The sequence below is a fragment of the Paenibacillus sp. FSL H7-0714 genome (genome assembly GCF_038003765.1).
GTDB lineage: Bacteria > Bacillota > Bacilli > Paenibacillales > Paenibacillaceae > Paenibacillus_AQ.
Genome location: NZ_JBBOPT010000001.1, coordinates 3,308,642 through 3,324,859 on the forward strand (window position 1 = coordinate 3,308,642; position 16,218 = coordinate 3,324,859).

The window sequence follows — 16,218 nt, forward strand, 5'->3', positions numbered from 1 at the left end:
GAGGTGTAACTTGTGAAGTTAGGAATTTTCTCAAAAGTATACTTGAACTATGAACTGGAGAGCGCCTTACACAAAATCAAAGCGCAAGGCATGAGTAGCGTTCAATTCAATTTTGCTAATGTAGGACTGAAAAGCTTGCCTAAAGAGATTAGTCAGGAGACCATCCATCAAATCAGAGAAGCAGTAATGAACAGTGGAGTTAGCATTGCTGTGATCTCGGGAACGTTTAATACGCTAGAGCTAAATGAGGAGAAGAAAGTTGAAAATCAGCAGTGTTTTAAAAATGTAGTTGAGGCTGCAGCTGCATTAGCTGTTCCGTATGTTTCGATTTCTACGGGTAGTTTGAACCAAGAAGATTTCTGGAGTTCTCATCCTGACAATCATACAGTGAGGGCATGGTCACTATTGCATGAAAGTCTTGCGTGGATGCTGAAAATTGCAGAAGACAACCAAGTAACGCTAATATTTGAACCTGAACAAGCCAATGTGGTGAGTACGGCAGAAGATGCTTTGAGACTATTACAAGATCTAGATTCACCTTATCTTAAGGTTTTGTATGATGCAGCAAATCTAGTAACCCCACAGGATCATAAGGACCTCTTAGGTAAGATTTCAAAAACGCTAACAGCGCTGAAGGAGTACATTGCCATTGCACATTGCAAAGATGCTTTTGTAACCGAAGAGAAGATCACTTTTGCACCGGTGGGAAAAGGAAACTTGCCCTTAAAGGAATATCTAAATGAATTAAGTAAGGTTTATGACGGTCCTGTTATTATGCATGGGTTAGCTGAGGACGATGTAGCACTTGCTTTGAATTTCTTTAACTAGAATAGGAGGACATGAATATGAAAAAGGAAAACCAATTGTTGAACATCGGCGTATTAGGTTGCGGTCAGATTTCACAAGCGGCGCATTTTGACGCTATAAGGCGTTCACGTAATGCTCTCCTTTACGCAATATGTGATGTAGACGAATACTTGCTCCAAAGAATGAATGCTATATATGAACCTGACAAGGTATATACGGATTATGATCAAATGCTGGCGGACCCGAGCGTACATGCTGTAGTTATTGGGATTGCCGATCAATTTCATGTGGAGGCAGCTAAACAAGCGGTGCGTGCAGGTAAACATGTCTTGGTAGAAAAGCCTCTAGGTGTATCCATCGAAGAAGTGGAAGAATTAAAAGAGCTAGTGGATCGTACCGATCTCAAAGTGCAAGTGGGGAATATGAAGAGATTTGACCCCGGTATAGTAGCAGCTAAAGAGTTTGTAGATCATGAAATGGGTGAGATTATTGGCCTAAAAGCTTGGTATTGTGATTCCACCTATCGGTATACCGTTACCGAGAATGTTCAGCCAGTGATTATATCCGGTAAAAATATAAAGAGACCTGCTGGAGATCCAAAAGCGAACAAGGAACGCTATTATATTTTAGGTCATGGAAGCCATTTGTTCGATACCGCAAGATATCTAGGTGGAAATATTGTAAGTGTGAAAGCATGGAATACGCAAAAGTTCGGTGCCTATTGTTGGTTTATTACTGCGGAGTTTGAAAGCGGCTTTGTAGCTCAATTGGATTTGACCATTGCGGTTCGGATGGATTGGCATGAAGGATTCCAAATTTATGGTGAATTCGGATCAGTAGTAGGAAAGACATACAACCCGTGGACATTAAAATCAAGCGATGTAGAAATTTTCAAAGCTAGTGATAACAGCTACCATAGACCGCTTGGAGCAGATGGTCATTTTTATAGATTGCAGATTGAAGGTTTTGCAGATTCAATTCTGCATAATAAGCCAGGTGTAGGTGCAACGATTGAAGATGGGATTGCTACGATGAGAGCGATGCTCGCTGTGGAAGAATCGGTTAAGACCGGAAATACGATTTACCTTAGTGACGTTTCGGGTCCGTTATAAAGGAGGGAATCTTGTGCCTTACTTTACCTACGATCACATTCGATTTTATTATGAAGATGATGGAGGGGATGGAGAGCCTTTTATTTTTCTTCATGGTCTGGGCGGAGACGTTAATCAAACTTTCGGTTTAATGAAGCAAACAGATCACATACGAAGGATCTCACTAGATTTTAGAGGTCATGGAAAGACTGTAACGTTTGGACATGCGAATGATTTTTCTTTTAAACAATTCGCCGAAGATGTGATGGCTTTAACGAAACACCTGCATATCCGTCCATTTAATATTGGAGGGATTTCCACAGGTGCTGGGGTGTCGCTACATTTGGCATTGAGATATCCGGATAGCGTTAAGAAGCTTATTCTGTCACGTCCAGCTTGGGAAGATAAACCGCAAGAGAAGTTGGTTCGTGAAGCTTTTGCAAGAATTCATGATGTACTGCAGGATACAGATCCTCTGACCGCTCAAAATAGATACGAAAATTCAGAGATCTATAAATCCATAAATTCAATATCTACTTATGCGGCTGAATCCCTATTAGGGCAATTTAAATATCCTTATGTAAAAGAAACCTCGATGAAGTTTGTGAAGCTGCCAATGGATTGTCCTAATCATGATCGTGAGGCTTGGAAGAACTTAAAGCTGCCCACATTGATCCTTGCTAGTCAACTTGATCCAATTCATCCATACGCCTACGGACGATTACTCTCAGAATATATCCCAAACGCTCAATTTATTGAGATTACTTCGAAAACGATCAGTAATAAGCAACATAATCAAGATTCTTATGAGGCTATTGAGAACTTTTTAAATGAAAGATGAGCACAAGCTTCAAAGGTGTTCATCTTTTTTTGTACAAATTTAGAAAGTATCTATACTGTAATTACGTTAACGCCGAGTTTGTTATATGTATCAACAATTTTATTGTCTACTGTACCTTCAGTGATTAAATAGTCTAACGCGGATACCTTGGCTACAAAAAAAGTGGATATTTTCTCCAGCTTTTCTTTCGTAGCTATGGCGATAACCATGGAAGATTGTTCAAAAAGTTGATTCTTAATGATGGATTCCTCATAAGAGGGAACAGTTATGCCCACCTTTGAATCCAGCGTGGATACGCCAAGGATTGTTAGATCCAAATGGATTTGCTGTATCGCTCTAAGCGTTGCGGCTCCGAATAACACTTGGTTCTTTTTATCGAGGTCGCCACCTAACAAGGTTACACTAGCTTTGGACAATCGGCACAGCGATAACGCAATTGAGGGGGAATTGGTAATAATTCTTCCATCAAAATGCTCAGGGATGTTCTCGGCTACTTTTAAATTTGTGGACCCTCCATCAATAAAAATAACCTTTGCATTCTCAATAAGTGTGCAAGCTCGTTTAGCTAAGTCAGCTTTGGTCTGGCTATTAAATTCTACACGTGAATTGAAATCTTTCATGTCATTAATAAGGCTATGAGCACCACCATGAATTCGTTTGAGAAGTCCCAGCTTCGACAAGCTTTGTAAATCTTTTCGTATGGTATCTTCTGTTACATTTAATTCCTGTGTTAATTCTTGGACAACGACGCGGCCTTCGGTCTCTACTTTTTTTAGGATATACGCCTGTCTGTCAGCTTTTAGCACTGATCCACCTCTTTTCATAAAATGCTCTAAAGGTTGTACTTAACGTTACTATTTTACTACATATGAAATGAATTTGAAAAAAATCAATCGTTTTTACGTTCAACTCCGTCTTACTTATAGATATATGAGGTGGAGGCATCTTCCTGATAGAAGATAGAGGGGGTGGTGGAAGGTGGAAAACACAATGGATGAAGTCAGAATGGTAGATTTTGCGCAAATGGATGAAGAAGCTTTTTTTAGTCGTTTGTATGTGGAGCATCGAAAAATGTACGCTATTGCCTACAGTTATCTGCGAACAGAGGCAGACACGCTGGAAGTGATCCAAGAAGCTTCATGCAGGGCATGGATGAAACGCAAAAAATTAAAGGATGAACAGTCCTTCACACCTTGGCTGATCCGAATAACGATTAATTGCTGCATGGATGAGCTACGGCACAAAAAGCGTGTGATTGTAGCGGAGAAGATGGTGGAGGAAGCGGCACAGGAAATGAAGAGTAATGACCGAATTGATCTGGAGCGTGCGATGAATCGGATAAAGCCTAGATATAGGCATGTCGTAACGCTTAAATACTACCATGACATGACCACTGCCGAAATTGCCAAAGTGCTAAAAAGACCAGAAGGTACGATTAAGACTTGGCTGCGTGAGGGACTCAAACAGCTTAGGAGCTATTTATAGCAATATTGGAGGTGAACGGGATGACAGAAAAAGAAGAACGTATTCTACATAAGAACATCGATGAAGTGCAACAAAATGTCGAAGCAATACAGGAGATGAAAATTTACAACGCCATGAGAAAAGGAATAGCAAAAGGGAAAAAACAAGAGAAACGGCGCATTTATACTACAGGAATGGGTGTCGTTGCAGCTGCAGCGGTTGCGTTACTGGTTACATATTCAACAATTGGATTACCGAATAAGGGAGCGGTACAACCTTCAGTACAGTCGGCCAGCACTAAAAATACGGATAATTTCAAAGCTTATCGCTCGTTCTCAAGGTTAGAGCCTGCATTAGCCAGTGCCCTTGAGCAGAATCTCGTTGTGCCGGTCGGTCAAAGTGCGGAAAACAAAGGATACCGGATAGATGTGACAGGTGCCGTTACGGATGGACGGAAGGTTTATGTTTTATACAGTGTTCAGAACAATACGGACGAAGTAGTTATACACGCAGATTTTGAGCTTCAATTTGAAGGGATACAGGAGTCGCCTCTTCACAAAGGTGCATCATTAAGTATGCTCGCTAGTGAGAGCCGAATTCAACCCGGACAGTCTATGGATTTTATATACTCCACTAATCTTTCACCAACGGTTAAATATCCAAAGAAAGTCAACTATAATATAATTCTTACAGAAACTTCAGATAAGGCTCTCCTATCCAGTAGTAATAAGTATCGGACTAGTCTAGATGTTGCTTTCGAGCTTGACCCTGACATGCTTAAAGCACAGGAACGTATGCTGGATACAGACGGAACACTGACAGTGGACGGGCAAAAGATTAGAGTGAATCAAGTGCAGTATACTCCGCTTAGCACCTATGTGGATCTGGAATATAATCAGAATAATGATAAACAGATTTTTCAATTAATTAATCCAGTACTGATTAGTAAAAAAGGGGACACAGTTGAGAAGTTGTATTACCCCGATATCATCAATTCTGACAATTCTGAAGTCTATACGGACAACTCCATGTTCACGTTAGTGTTCAAGAATAGTAAGGGCAGCCAGCAGTCGGATTCTGTGACGTTGAAAGCATTCGGAATTTCGGCTGTCGAAAAGGATCAAATGAAAATTGTCGTGGATCTTAACAAATATCAGCTTATTGAAGCGCCCGGAACTGGACTTGAGTTAGTCACGCCAACGCCAGAGAATAACGTAGAGGAAGGAGAAATCCTCCTAAGACGTAATATTGAGAATGCTCAATATTTAGAAGGCTCTACTAGACTTGCTGAGACTTTTACTGACGCAAAAGGGAAAGTATATAATAGAGCACCTTCCACAAGCAGCTTCAGCAGCTATACGACTTCTAAGGATGGCTCAGCTGTGAACGAGTTTGGATATAATTTTGGCGCGGATGCGAAGAACTATCCTCAGCCATTAACGATAACGTTAGAGAAATATACAAATCCAATTATGGATACGCAGGCTGTGGAGTTGTACTCGAAGAATTAGAAAGCAATGAATCATTAAACAAAAGATTGAATTTTATATTAACTCATTAGCCGTTGATAATTCTATCAACGGTTTTTTTGTGACCCCACATCTTCATTCTTTGAAATTTAAGAAATACTTAATATATACCGTACTTCTTTTTAAAAAGTTTTACTTATTCTTAGTACATGAAGGAGGTTACTGAAAGAATGATAAACCCAAGTATGAAGAAATGGCTCCGAAAGGATATCTCAGCGGCAATAATGTTCCTGGCACCAAGCGGTATCGGATTCGCGATGTTTTACCTTATACCGTTTGTTATGGGAGTATTCTATTCTTTTATGGACAGCACGATAGAGGGCCACTTTGTAGGGTTTGATAATTACCGAGAGCTGCTAGAGAGCGATTCTTTCCGTAAAGCAGCATCTAATACATTTAATTTTAGCGTGATAAGTGTTCCACTAATGCTTGTGCTCTCGTTAGGATTAGCAATGCTATTGAATAAAAATACATATCTTCGGAATTGGCTGAGGACTGGATACGTGTTGCCGCTTGTCGTACCTGTCGCCTCTATCATTCTGATCTGGCAGATGCTCTTCGATTGGAATGGCTCGCTTAACGCCTGGCTGAACAACTTCGGTATCGATCGTGTGGATTGGATGAAGACGGATGCAGCTAGAAATGTAATCATTGTTGTTTATTTATGGAAGAACATCGGTTATAACGTGATTTTATTCTTGGCGGGATTGCAACAAATTCCAAAGGATTATTATGAAACGGCTCAAATTGAAGGTGCTGGACGATTACGGCAGTTTCGCAGTATTACGCTTGTCTATCTAACCTCTTCGATGTTTTTTGTAATCATCATGTCGATTATTAATTCATTCAAAGTGTTTCGAGAAACGTATTTAATCGCTGGTGATTATCCGCACGACAGCATTTACATGCTGCAGCATTATATGAACAATATGTTCATGTCGCTCGATGTTCAGAAGCTGACTGCCGCGGCGACCTTGATGTTTGGTTGTATTTTATTGATTGTGTTGGGATTGTTTGCATTTGAACGGAGGCATAGACAATTCATGGAATAGGGGTGAAAAGGTTGTGCCAGTTGTCAAAGTGTTGCGAAAAGGGGCATTAACACTCGTCATGGCTGTTATTGCAGTCTTGTTATTATTCCCGATTGTGATCACATTCACAAATTCGCTTATGACAGAGAAAGAAATTGAGATCAATTATGGACCTATCGGGCAGATGAATGAGGTGATTGAAGGGAGAGAAGATCCTTTTGTAAATTTAAAATTGCTGCCGGATCAAGTGTCCTTGGACCAGTATACTAAGGTTCTCCTAGACAACCCTAAATATCTGACGATGTTCTGGAACTCAGTATTCATGGTTGTGCCCATCATTGCAGGACAAACATTAGTAGCAGCACTCGCTGCCTATGCATTCTCGAAGCTGAAATTCCGGGGACGAGATCCTTTGTTTCTTATTTATGTCCTAACGATGCTTATGCCTTTCCAAGTGACGCTAGTACCGAACTATATTATGGCGGATAGGCTAGGAATATTAAATAGTTCATATGCAATTATATTGCCTGGAATTTTCGCAGCTTTTGGTGTGTTTATGCTCAGACAGTTCATGCTAGATATACCGTATGCGTATATCGAAGCAAGCAAAATGGATGGTGCTGGACATTTTCTGATTTTCTACAAGATTATAATTCCGATGATTAAACCTGGTCTGGCAGCACTAGTCATATTATTGTTCGTGGATTATTGGAATATGGTGGAGCAGCCGCTTATTTTTCTTGATGATCCGTTTAAACAGCCATTGTCAGTCTTTTTATCGAGGATCAATGAAGGCGAGCGAGGCATTGCTTTTGCTGCATCCATACTTTATATGGCTCCGATGGTGATGCTGTTTCTGTATGCGGAATCGTATTTTATTGAAGGCGTTCAATTGTCTGGTATCAAAGGTTGATTGGAGGAGAATGACGGGATATGGAGTTAGGTATAGAGCCGACTGATCGTAGACGTAAACGAAATATTCAAGTCGTCTTCATGGTTTTTATGGGATTATTGTTGTTTTTTACATTGTTCAGTAACACGATACAAACTTTGACCTTGCCGAAAGTTAGAACCGAAAAACCAACAAAGGGAAATCTTTTATTTACGATTGAAGGTAGTGGGATATTGCAGCCACTTGCTGAAGTTAAACTTTCGAATACTTCCGGACTAAAGGTCGAACAAATTCTAGTGAAAGAAGGACAACGTGTAAAAAAGGGACAAAAGCTTATTATCTATGAGAGCAAAACTGCTGAGCAAGAATTGAAAGATGAAATAACAAATTTAGAAAAGCAGAAAATTGATCAACAGAATAGGCAAGATCAGTACATCCAATCCGCGCTGGAGGAGGATGAATTCAAAATCAGAAATGCAAGACGTGATATCGAAAAAGGTAAATTAGATATATTAGCTCAGGAAAATAAGATTAGCGGGCTAAGAAATCGTCTAACAACTGAAAAACAACTTTTTTCTCCTTTCGATGGTCTGATTTCAAAACTGAATGCCGTCGAAGGGTTAGCTTCAATGGGAGAACCGGATGTAATTGTATCCAACAGTAGTCGGGGTTACAGATTGGATATTATTATGGATTCCGTGCATTTGTCCAATTTAGGGATTTCTGCTGGAGAAAAGATAGAGGTTGAGGTTGATATGAATCACGGACAAGAAGCCCGGATCCTAAACGGCTCCATTGAAGAAATTGCGAATTCAGAGTCACGTACTGATAGCCCCTCTAGTAATGAGACCGGGAAGACTCAAACCATTCCTCAAAAGAATCTGAGAATAAAAGTCGTTGATCCAGAACTTAAAGGAGGTGAACAGGCTCGGATCAAAATCGAAAAACATTCACTCCAAGAGGGATTACTCCTATCAAATGAAGCTATTCATGAGGATCGCGAAGGTTTGTTTATTTATAAAGTTGACGAGCAGCGGGGGGCATTAGGCAATGTCTTTGTCGCTCAAAAAGTTCGTATTCACTCCAGTGAAAAAAACGAGAAAGAAACGATGATTCAATCGGATATTCTCTATGAGGAGGATTCAATTATTCTGGAAAGTAATGAACCTCTTGAAGACGGGAATCGAGTTCGACTGCAATAAGAAATCATATAAACGAGAAAATAGGAGGAGGAAATCAAATGATTAAAAGGTCTATTTTTGTACTATTAATGGGTGCTTTGATAATGACAACGGCATGTAATTCCGGAGGTAATGAGAAAGTGGAAAGCAAGGGGGAAACGACAACTGAAGAGGGAAAGACAATCTTGACTCTATCCCTAGCAGAATCGAGTGCATTCTATCAGGCGCTAGAGAAAAAGTTTGAAGCGAAATACCCGGATATCGACCTACAAATTAAGGCATATAAAGAAGTGGGAAATGAGTGGGGAGAGAATGGTTATGTAGAATATAAAAAAACAACGAATACAGCCCTACTCTCTGGAAAAGGTGCAGATATTTTTGATGTAAGCGCCTTTTCAATCAATGATTATGTGAGTAAAAAGTTGCTTGTGAACATGAATGATATATTTGAACACGATAAAACGGTAAATAAGAGTGATTTAGAAATGAATGTTTTGGACGCAATGAAGGTAAATGACGGCCTATATTTCATTCCTACCGGGTTCGCTTTTAGAGCGTTCATAGGTGATGGGAATATGATTAAGAACTCAAATGTGAAGATTGACGATAAGAATTGGACTTGGAAAGAGTTTGGGGAGCAATCGAAGGAAATTATACAACTGACTGGGAAGGACGCTAAAAACAAACTTTATGCCCTAACGGAGTACCCAGCGGAAATGACACTCCAAGAAATGGCTATTGATAATTATAATTTGTTTGTTGATAGTGAAGCGAAACAAGCGAAGTTCGACTCGCCTGATTTTGTGGAGCTATTGGAACAAGTCAAGAAAATGTATAAAGAACAAGTTATGACTTCGGAGCCAGCGGAGATAGGGAATCAGCTATTTAACTCCATCGTTATATGGTCACCAACAGACTTTATCGATGGTCCATATTCTTACTTTGAAAATCCGGTGTACCTTCAAAAGCCACATGCAGGTCAGACTGGTGGTATGAGAATCATTCCTTCATCTTCGCTTGCCATACAAGCCAATACTCCGGTGAAAGAAGAAGCTTATAAGTTTATGACCTTCTTGTTATCTGAAGAAGCACAGTCCTTGCAAGATAGAGAAGGATTCTCTCTGCTCCAATCAGTGAACGATAAGAATTTAAACGATATTCAGGAAAAGATGAAAAGTGGAGCATATAAACTTCCAACCGGAAAAGCAGCTAAGATTTCTGATGAAGAATTTACTAAGTTTAAAGAAATCATTCATACAGTAGATCAATATGCGGAACTGAATACTAAAGTGCTTTCTATTATTAGAGAGGAGTCCTCATCATTCTTCAGTGGACAAAAATCTGCGGAAGCTGTTGCAAAGTTGATCCAGAATCGAGTAACAATCGTTCTAAACGAATAGATGTATTAAACAGGATTTTGTATAAGGAGGGAGACTCATGCACAAACCATTAAAGACATACGCTGTAGTTCTGCTCAGTGCAATGATGTTAAGCCAACCTCTTGCAAACAGCATATACGCAGCATCGACAGGTGCTTCAACTGCAGCGGTATTCACTCTTGATAAACTTGGGTCGATCGCTATAAAGAACAATGTCAACGTGAAGCTAATAGATATGGATATTTTAGAGCAACCGAGCGGTAATATACTTATATACACACTTAGTTATAGCAATAGTAGTACCAATAGTGTAGCTTACGTAGATTATTTCTCAAGGGTTACTACAACTGGGGGGACAGTCATACAAGGTAAACCTGTCACAAGAGATGTTACTAAAAAAAATATTCCTCCACAGAGTAGTCAAATTGTAACTTACTACGTGAATATTGGAGAGTCTACAAAATTAAACGGCACCAAAGTGACCCTATTTAAGTGGGATTTCAGTAGCCAGGATTATCAGAAAAAGCTGGGTGTATTCTCCATTCCGGCAAGTTATTCAGTTGTCGTTCCTCAAGGCCAGAGCAAGAAGATCACGCTGGATAATCTGCAAGTTGATATCAAAGCGGAAAGTATGCAAAGGCTTAAAAGGAATGGAAAAGTCTATATGAGAGTTGGCGTTAGTTACACGAATTTGGGTAAAAAAGTGCTAAGCAATTCTACTTATATTGCGTACCTGAGATCAGCTGGTGGTTCGGTGTTCGAACTTAAGCAGGAGGATTCTAGCAGCAGTTTCGATGTACAGTCCCAAGAAAAGAAGACGATTTATTATTTAACTGAAGTTCCTTCCTATATGAAGACTGAACATATGATCTTGCAATTTGCACAAGAAGATGAAGCTTTGAAAATAATGCTACCTGTTAAATCTTTTAAGCTTCCTTCAGTAACAACTTCTGACTTCGCTGTGGCTAATTATGCTGTGAAAAAGATTTCTATCAAGAATAACACGGTTGAAACACAATTGAAGAGTGCTTCCGTATATTCGGAAAATGACTTTGCGAAATGGAATCTTCAATTCCGCCTAAAGAATCTTGGGAATAAACCTGTCACGCTACCTGCATATGAGCTTACGGTTAAAGCTGCTGAAGGATTAAGTATTCCGGTAGATTCAAAAGCACTTGCGAATGTAATATTGAAACCACTTGAAGAAAAGATCGTCAGTCTCAGTGCGGATGTGCCATTAACACTTAATCAAGGTACGTTAAAGCTGGAGTGGACGGAACCCGCTGTTGATGACAAGGTTGTTTTTCCAACTGTGTTGTATAACATTCCGTATGCTCTAGAATATAATAATCTGATGGGACAAGAGTATATGGTCGAGAACAGGTACGGGAAGTTCATGGTGAAGCTTGGATCCTATCAGCGGTTGCCTTGGGATGATGGTGATCAAATCGTAACTAATATCAGCATCCGGAACACAGGCTTAACCTCAGTACAGCTACCTTCTTTAAAAGCTATAGTCAAAGCAGGAATGAGTGATCTGAGCAGTACAGCCCAGATCGTGACCACAAATTCGCAAACGTCACTAGCTCCTAATGAAACAAAAGAGATATTTGTGATAGCGAAAGTGCCATATTCTTATAGCTTCAATCAGCTGAAAATTGTACTACAAGATACCTCTGGAGATGAAGTCACGAAGTTTCTCTCCATGTATTCAAACTCGCTAAATAATGTGATCCATACGATTGCTGCAGGTGAATCTCATCATATGAATTCGTTAGGCAAAAAAGCAGAAGTCCGTGAGCGTCGGACAACCACATATAATTCTAACAAATCTAATTTGATCTATACGGAACTGGAAATGATTAGCGAAGAACCACGCCAGTCGAAACAGGCACAGCTGGTAGCTTATTACAAAACACCTGATAACCAATTTTTCAACGCGATGGTTAGCCAATCGACAACGCCAACTAGCCCAAATGGTAAAAAATTGGTTACCATCTGGAGTAAGCTTCCCCAAGGTGTGGATACCTCTCAGCTTGTGCTATATATTGGAGAAGGGGTTGCTGACGGTAAGCTTACAGATCTAGGGGGGACATCAACTGGATTTATCAATAGTGTTAAATTAGCACTTACCCCTAAAGCAGTAATCTCACAGAATAATCTAATAAGTGTTGATCTATTCCCTTACAACCTTTCGGTTGCAAATGCAGTGGGTTACATTACTGAAGAAAGGGACACATTAGATATAGCTGTAAATTATAGCTTATCCGAACAAGAGGATTTTGAAGCAGGTGCCTATGAGCATAAGTTAGTCTTAGAGCTTATTGACCCTTACGGACAATCTATGGAGAAGACTTTGGTAATGGGGACTGATTTGCCAATGGGCAAAAATAAGTCATACACAACTTCATTTAATAGTAACCTTTACAATAAATTAAGGGGAGGAAGCTTCCGTATAAATTTATATGATGAATTTCAGGGTCATAGGATGTTGTTAGGGAGTCAGTCTTACCCGTTAAATTACGTTTTATCGGAACCGAGAACAACTAAAAACATTGACAATTAAAATTGTAGTGAGCTGGGTTAAGAACCAAGTCAAATGTGTTGGCATAATTGCCAGCACTTTTTTTATTTCTCGCCTATACTTATGAACTTTTTATGGAAATTCCTTCAATGTATGTTCTTTACATTGACTGTTCTCAGTCTTTTCGTTAAGATTACCTCTGCGCTTCAATGCCAAAAAGCAAAAAAGCTTAAAAGTGCGGAAGCGTTCGATCATTAATTTTATACCCAATACAATGTTAAGGAGCATTATTTTCATGGAACGACAGCTTAGTTTCTCAAAAAGCATGATCATCATCGTTTTTATTTTAGCACTTCTATTTGTATCCATCTTTCTATTGAAAGCGGAGCCGCATCTACCGCTTCTCGTAACTACAATAGGCACGGCCGTCTTACTAGGAATGTTTGGTTTCTCTTGGAAGAAGATCGAATCAGCAATTATTCAAGGGATACAAACGGCCATAATGCCAATTCTTATCCTCATGCTGATTGGAATTCTGATCGCTGTGTGGATGATGAGCGGTACAGTACCGTCGCTTTTATATTATGGTATGGATTATATTAATCCGAATTATTTTGCGGTGAGCGCATTATATGTCACGATCATCGTCTCGATGTTCACTGGAAGCTCCTTCACGACAGTAAGCACCATCGGCGTTGCTTTAATGGGAATTGCAGTAACTACGGGGATTTCCCCAACTTTGGCTGCTGGAGCAATTATCAGTGGGGCTTGTTTTGGTGATAAAATGTCGCCACTTTCCGATACAACGAATTTTGCACCTGCAGTAGCGGGTATATCCTTGTTTACACATATTCGTAATATGGCATACACTACGGTGCCGGCGCTTGTTATCACCACTCTCTTTTTTCTGTTCGCTCCAAAGGGGAATTCGATCGACTTATCCTCGATTAAAGACATTAAGCTTGCGTTACAAGATGGATTCCATATTCATTGGTTAACGCTGCTATCTCCGCTAGCTGTCATCGCTTGTTCGATCAAGCGGATACCGATCCTGCCTACGTTAGTTGTTGGTATTGTCAGTGGTCTTCTTGTGACGGCTTTGATTCAGCAGCAGACTGAAATCGATGTCTGGTTTAGTGTAATGCAGAGTGGATATAACAGTAATATCGCGAATGAAATGGTTGCTTCTATCGTGAACCGCGGAGGAATGCAATCGATGATGTGGTCTGTATCTCTAATCTTAATTGCCTTATCCTTAGGTGGTTTGATTCAGCATTGCGGTGTCATTGAGGCCTTTTTCCGTAAACTCATTCAACCACTCAAGCGTAAGAGCAGCATTGTACTGATGAGCGGAGCGTCATCCATTGCGGTAAATGGCATGACGGGTGAACAGTATCTTTCGATTCTTTTGCCAGGTCAAATGTTCAAAGATGAATATAATCGCCGTGGCATTCCAGCGAAGACACTGTCCCGTACGCTAGAAGATTGCGGCACTCTCGTTAATCCATTGATTCCATGGGGTGTCAGTGGTGCCTTCTTCGCAGTGACTCTGGGTGTACCCGTGATAGAATATGCGCCGTATGCAACTTTCTTATGGTTAAGTCCATTCATCACGTTTGCTTACGCGTTGATCCCTAGATTACAAAGGAACTCATTGGGTAAAGATTAAGAAATCTCAAGATAATGGACACCTAATGCATTGATTCAACGTATATAAAGAATACTATGCGTTGAGTCAATGTGATCAAGCTAGTGATCTAAGCTTAAAAAGTGGTCAATTTATCGGAGGTAATAACAGTGAGTCGCAGTAAGTTACAGGATAGAATCAAATTAGCTAATGTCGAGACTAAGCACGCAGAACAATTTAATAATCTATTACGTTATGTATTTCAAGTGACCAATCGTGATCTGCAAATCTTTGGCTGGGAGAATCGTGAAATCACTCAGGCTAAGTTGCCAGTTCTTAAGTATGCTGATGTTGTAGGTTGGTTTGATGGAGACAAGCTCATCTCTCAGTTAGCCGTATACCCATTTCAGGTTAATATTTTTGGGCATATCTATGAGATGGGTGGATTAACGGGTGTTGGAACCTATCCCGAATATGCCAATTTAGGTTTAATGAATAAACTGATGCTTCATGCTTTAACTAAAATGCGGGATCGTAAACAATCGATATCTTATCTTTATCCGTATTCAATCCCTTATTATAGAAGAAAAGGCTGGGAAATCATCACTGATAAAATCTCATTTGAAGTTCCGGATACACAGTTGCCAAAAATGAGAAATGTCCCAGGAAATGTGGAACGTGTATCCATTGAACATCCAGATATCAAAGTGATTTATGATCAGTTTGCCGTGCAGCATCATGGGGCGATGATTCGTAATGAGTTAGCTTGGGAAGAATATTTGCGGTGGGATTTAGATGATATGACGGTAGGTATTTATTACAATAACAACGATGAACCCATGGGGTACTTGTTGTATTGGGTCGCCGAAGAAATATTTTATATCAAAGAGATGGTATACATTGTTGAAGAGGCTCGAACGGGCTTGTGGAATTTTATTAGTGCGCACTTTTCAATGATTAAGCTGGTTAAAGGGGATATTTATAAAGGAGAACCGTTGTCATTCATATTAGATGATGGGGATATTAAAGAAACGATCGCTCCATACTTTATGGCACGGATTGTAGATGTCCGTTTATTTATCGAACAGTATCCTTTTAAACGGCAGGACAAAGACTGTGAGCTCATTTTTAACTTAAGCGATCCGATGCTGGAATGGAATCGAGGGACATTTTCACTAACTGTAGATAAAGAAGGGAAGGGGACCCTGCGAAAAGGGGGATTAAATCCTTCACTCACGATTGATATTCCTACCTTAACAACCATGTTAATGGGCTATAAGCGGCCAACCTACCTGGCTCGCATCGGACGTATTCAGACGGATGATGCCACGATTCATTTGCTGGAAGGACTGATTAGACCAGAGCATCCTTATTTCTCTGATTATTTTTAAAATATGTGAACCTTTGAAGCATACTCTAATGAGTGTGCTTTTTTGCTCTTTTTATAGTAGAATAATCTCTCAGCAACACAATATGATATGAGGTGTAAGAATGGCAATTAATTTTACTAAACCAATGATCACTAAATTACAACAAGAAATTACCGAGCTCGAAAACAAAATCAAGAGCACACAGAACAAAAAAGAAAAATCTAAATTCAAAATTAACCAATTAGAACAGGATATGAAATTTAGCAAGTCTCACACAGATTTGAGCAGTAAAATGTCGCGAATCAAAAAGCTGAATGATGAGATAAAAACCTTAAATCGTATGCAAGCTGATCTGTCAAAAGAATTAACCGCAAAGAAAAACTCGCTAAAGAAACTTCAAATGAACGAAACCGCACCTGTTACGAATGATCCTGCAAAAGGATAAATTGATTATAGTTTATAGCATAAACGCTTACCGTCCT

The 16,218-nt window shown here is 39.8% G+C and carries 14 protein-coding genes; 13 read left to right on the forward strand and 1 reads right to left on the reverse strand.

From position 1 onward, the window contains the following. The first annotated feature begins 12 nt into the window (after positions 1-12). From NST34_RS14865 to NST34_RS14875, 3 genes are read left to right on the forward strand one after another with little or no spacing between them, the layout of a single operon-like run. Positions 13-828: a sugar phosphate isomerase/epimerase family protein gene (locus NST34_RS14865; RefSeq protein WP_341128120.1), complete on the forward strand. Its 816-nt coding sequence runs from the start codon at positions 13-15 to the stop codon at positions 826-828. Between the two features lie 17 nt (positions 829-845). After that, a complete protein-coding gene (locus NST34_RS14870; protein ID WP_341128121.1) occupies positions 846-1,919 on the forward strand; it encodes a Gfo/Idh/MocA family protein in 1,074 nt (357 codons plus the stop codon). A 13-nt stretch (positions 1,920-1,932) separates the two neighbouring features. Next, positions 1,933-2,739 carry an alpha/beta fold hydrolase gene (locus NST34_RS14875; protein ID WP_341128122.1) on the forward strand — a complete coding sequence of 269 codons (807 nt, stop codon included), beginning with the start codon at positions 1,933-1,935 and terminating at the stop codon, positions 2,737-2,739. Positions 2,740-2,789: 50 nt separating this feature from the next. Here the strand turns inward: NST34_RS14875 and NST34_RS14880 are convergent, their stop codons facing one another. Then, positions 2,790-3,545: a DeoR/GlpR family DNA-binding transcription regulator gene (locus NST34_RS14880; protein WP_042188080.1), complete on the reverse strand. Its 756-nt coding sequence runs from the start codon at positions 3,543-3,545 to the stop codon at positions 2,790-2,792. 184 nt (positions 3,546-3,729) lie between these two features. Between NST34_RS14880 and NST34_RS14885 the strand changes: the two genes are divergently transcribed. The 10 genes from NST34_RS14885 (at position 3,730) to NST34_RS14930 (ending at position 16,181) form a co-directional block, all read left to right on the forward strand. After that, positions 3,730-4,224, forward strand: coding sequence for an RNA polymerase sigma factor (locus NST34_RS14885; RefSeq protein WP_341128123.1), 495 nt, complete (start codon positions 3,730-3,732; stop codon positions 4,222-4,224). A gap of 20 nt (positions 4,225-4,244) precedes the next feature. Next, entirely contained in the window at positions 4,245-5,714 is a 1,470-nt protein-coding gene (locus tag NST34_RS14890; protein WP_341128124.1) for a DUF4179 domain-containing protein, read from the forward strand. Positions 5,715-5,917: 203 nt separating this feature from the next. After that, entirely contained in the window at positions 5,918-6,784 is an 867-nt protein-coding gene (locus tag NST34_RS14895) for a carbohydrate ABC transporter permease (protein WP_341129548.1), read from the forward strand. A 58-nt stretch (positions 6,785-6,842) separates the two neighbouring features. Then, the gene (locus NST34_RS14900; RefSeq protein ID WP_179086678.1) at positions 6,843-7,676 is read left to right on the forward strand and encodes a carbohydrate ABC transporter permease; all 834 of its coding nucleotides are present in this window, start codon (positions 6,843-6,845) and stop codon (positions 7,674-7,676) included. A gap of 80 nt (positions 7,677-7,756) precedes the next feature. After that, positions 7,757-8,857: an efflux RND transporter periplasmic adaptor subunit gene (locus tag NST34_RS14905; RefSeq protein ID WP_341128125.1), complete on the forward strand. Its 1,101-nt coding sequence runs from the start codon at positions 7,757-7,759 to the stop codon at positions 8,855-8,857. 38 nt (positions 8,858-8,895) lie between these two features. Further along, positions 8,896-10,236, forward strand: a complete 1,341-nt coding sequence (locus tag NST34_RS14910) for an ABC transporter substrate-binding protein (RefSeq protein ID WP_341128126.1) — start codon at positions 8,896-8,898, stop codon at positions 10,234-10,236. A gap of 37 nt (positions 10,237-10,273) precedes the next feature. Next, on the forward strand, positions 10,274-12,781 hold the full coding sequence (locus NST34_RS14915) for a hypothetical protein (protein WP_341128127.1): 2,508 nt from the start codon (positions 10,274-10,276) through the stop codon (positions 12,779-12,781). Positions 12,782-13,034: 253 nt separating this feature from the next. Next, on the forward strand, positions 13,035-14,408 hold the full coding sequence (nhaC, locus tag NST34_RS14920; RefSeq protein WP_076299022.1) for a Na+/H+ antiporter NhaC: 1,374 nt from the start codon (positions 13,035-13,037) through the stop codon (positions 14,406-14,408). A 128-nt stretch (positions 14,409-14,536) separates the two neighbouring features. Next, positions 14,537-15,757 carry a GNAT family N-acetyltransferase gene (locus NST34_RS14925; protein ID WP_076299023.1) on the forward strand — a complete coding sequence of 407 codons (1,221 nt, stop codon included), beginning with the start codon at positions 14,537-14,539 and terminating at the stop codon, positions 15,755-15,757. 100 nt (positions 15,758-15,857) lie between these two features. Next, positions 15,858-16,181 (forward strand): hypothetical protein, encoded by a 324-nt coding sequence (locus NST34_RS14930; RefSeq protein ID WP_076299024.1) that lies wholly within the window; start codon positions 15,858-15,860, stop codon positions 16,179-16,181. Positions 16,182-16,218: the final 37 nt, after the last annotated feature.